Source organism: Aeromonas sp. R3-1 (assembly GCF_040908345.1).
Classification (GTDB): Bacteria; Pseudomonadota; Gammaproteobacteria; order Enterobacterales; family Aeromonadaceae; genus Aeromonas; species Aeromonas veronii.
On sequence record NZ_JBFODN010000040.1, the window covers coordinates 1 to 2,140 of the forward strand.

Here is a 2,140-nt window from a genome sequence, read left to right on the forward strand (position 1 = left end):
TCTTAGGCGAGCAGCATCGTGATGAGCTCGGGAGGAATGAGGTCGGAGAGTGACTCAAACTGAGCGGCATTGCTGGCGTGGAGGAAGTCGAGAGCATGGGCGATACGCATAAAAAATCCGAAACCAATCAACAGGTTTCGGATTTTCACACAGCAGAAGGATCGGTCAATGGATCCTTAACTGATCGGCATTAAGCCAGGTGGCTGCGTTTTTTGTGGGTGGTGAGAGGTTCGCGGTGGCTTGTCTGACTCTGGGTTGAGCCATGCCCGTTACAACCCCGCCCAGCTTTTCAGGCTCTGCTGCTGCACCCGGCGATTGGCTTCGCGGATCTCCCCCCTAGCGCGCAGGTCGGCCAGCGCAATGGGCAGTGCGGCGCGGATCTCGTCACTGCTCATCCCGGCTTTGAGGGCAGGGTGATAGGCCATCTTGAGCAGCACATAGTCCAGCCCGGTCAAAAAGCTGTCGATGCTGTTGTCATTGAAGATGGAGGGAAACACCTTGTCCGAGTCGTTGGGCAGCCCCATCACCTGGGTGAACTCCTCCACCACACAGTCGAGAAAACGCCCCTTGGCTCTGCTGTAGTCTACCGGAATGATGATGGTGGCACGGCTGATCTCGTGTTTCGCATTGGTTGCGAAGTTGGCAAGGCAGAGCCCCTCCTTGAGTGCCATCTTGACTGATGGATCGCCCCCCATGGTGCGGTTGGCCCAGCTCTTCATCTTGCTGTAGTCGGTCATGATCAGGGTGAGGTTGGGCTTTGCGGTCACCATGCTGATGGGGTGGCTGGTGATGCGGGCCAGATGGGCCGCCTGTACCTTCACCACGTCGGCCTGCAGCGGCTTGTCACCCGACTCGTTGATAAGTTGCAGCCGGATCGGCTGCTGCCAGCGGGCAAAACGGGTCTGCCTGGCTTCGCCATACTCCCGCTCCATGGCGATGGCCATAAAGCTCTCGACCAGATAGCTGTCGCTCTGCCAGCGCTCATCGGCACGGGCGCTGTGGCCCGCGAGCAGAAGCAGCAGGGCCAGTAGCCCGTGTGACGAGCTGCGGGGACGGGCAGCGCGGCCCAAGCTGGTCATTACCAAAGTGGCAATAAAGCGGGTGGCACCAAAGGGGGTTGCGGCGAATGACATGTTTCCTCCCTGAAACGGTTGTCAGCCTAGCGGTTGGCCTTGTCGATATCGCGCCAGGTGAGCCAGAGCCTGAGATCAAACTCCAGTTGATGATAGTCGGGCTCCATATGCTGGCAGAGCAGGTAGAAGCTCTTGTTGTGATCCTTCTCTTTGATATGGGCCAGCTCGTGCACCACGATCATTTTCAGAAACGGGGGGGGCGCCTCCTTGAACAGGGCGGCGATGCGGATCTCGTTCTTGGCCTTGAGCTTGCTGCCCTGCACCCGGCTGACGTAGGTGTGCAGGCCGAGGGCATCCTTGATCACGTTGATCTTGCCATCGAACACCACCTTTGACAGGGGCGCCGAGCTCTTGAGGTAGCGGTTCTTCAGCTCCATGGTGTAGGCGAGCAACGCCTTGTCGCTCTGGATCTGGTGGCTCTCCGGATAGCGTTTGGCCAGCATCTCCCCCAGCTTGCCCGCCGCAATCAGCTGTTGTACCTGTGCCTTGAGGGGGTCTGGATAGCTGCCCAGATAAGTCAGTTCCGCCATGGTGTCACTCGTCACATCAAAAAGATCGTCATTGTAGTTATCTCGGGCGGGCTCTTCAAACGCTCAGGCCCTGCTCAAACCGAAGGCGGTTAATCGGTCATTTTTATAGCTGTTCACTGGGGTACCTCGGGTGATTAGTTTGGTTGGCGCCTCCAATTCTCTGGGAATGCCCAGAGTGAATAACCTACAGAGAGGTCAGATCTAGGGAACTGGGGGCGATTCAGCATGACTCGTTCGTATGGATAGGTGTGCCTCTGCCAGTCATAAACGTACCCAATTGCAAACATTGCGACAGCGAGGCGCACGGCAAGGTGACGTCACGCCATTCGCCCGATAACACGCAGAGGCTGCGCGGCAAAAAGGGAAGGGCAGAGGGTTGCGTGGTGCCGGTTAAGTTGTGATATTGAGGCATCTTTAGTACAGAAGGGTAATAACGATGGAAGCTGCGTTTTGGCATCAGCGTTGGGAAGAGAACCG

General features: G+C 57.4%; 3 protein-coding genes. All 3 read right to left on the bottom strand.

The window, feature by feature from the left end; genetic code table 11:
• Positions 1 to 269: 269 nt before the first annotated feature.
• A complete protein-coding gene (locus AB5Y85_RS02175; RefSeq protein WP_257688135.1) occupies positions 270 to 1,133 on the bottom strand; it encodes a DUF2927 domain-containing protein in 864 nt (287 codons plus the stop codon).
• A gap of 26 nt (positions 1,134 to 1,159) precedes the next feature.
• A complete protein-coding gene (locus AB5Y85_RS02180; RefSeq protein ID WP_257688136.1) occupies positions 1,160 to 1,663 on the bottom strand; it encodes a M48 family metallopeptidase in 504 nt (167 codons plus the stop codon).
• A 220-nt stretch (positions 1,664 to 1,883) separates the two neighbouring features.
• Positions 1,884 to 2,140, bottom strand: a 257-nt coding sequence (locus AB5Y85_RS02185) for a hypothetical protein (RefSeq protein WP_368221109.1), incomplete at its 5' end; no start/stop codon positions are given.

Excerpts from the sequence above, each read along its gene's own strand:
- AB5Y85_RS02180 (WP_257688136.1), bottom strand. The coding sequence starts at position 1,663 with ATGGCGGAACTGACTTATCTGGGCAGCTATCCAGACCCCCTCAAGGCA.
- AB5Y85_RS02175 (WP_257688135.1), bottom strand. The coding sequence starts at position 1,133 with ATGTCATTCGCCGCAACCCCCTTTGGTGCCACCCGCTTTATTGCCACT.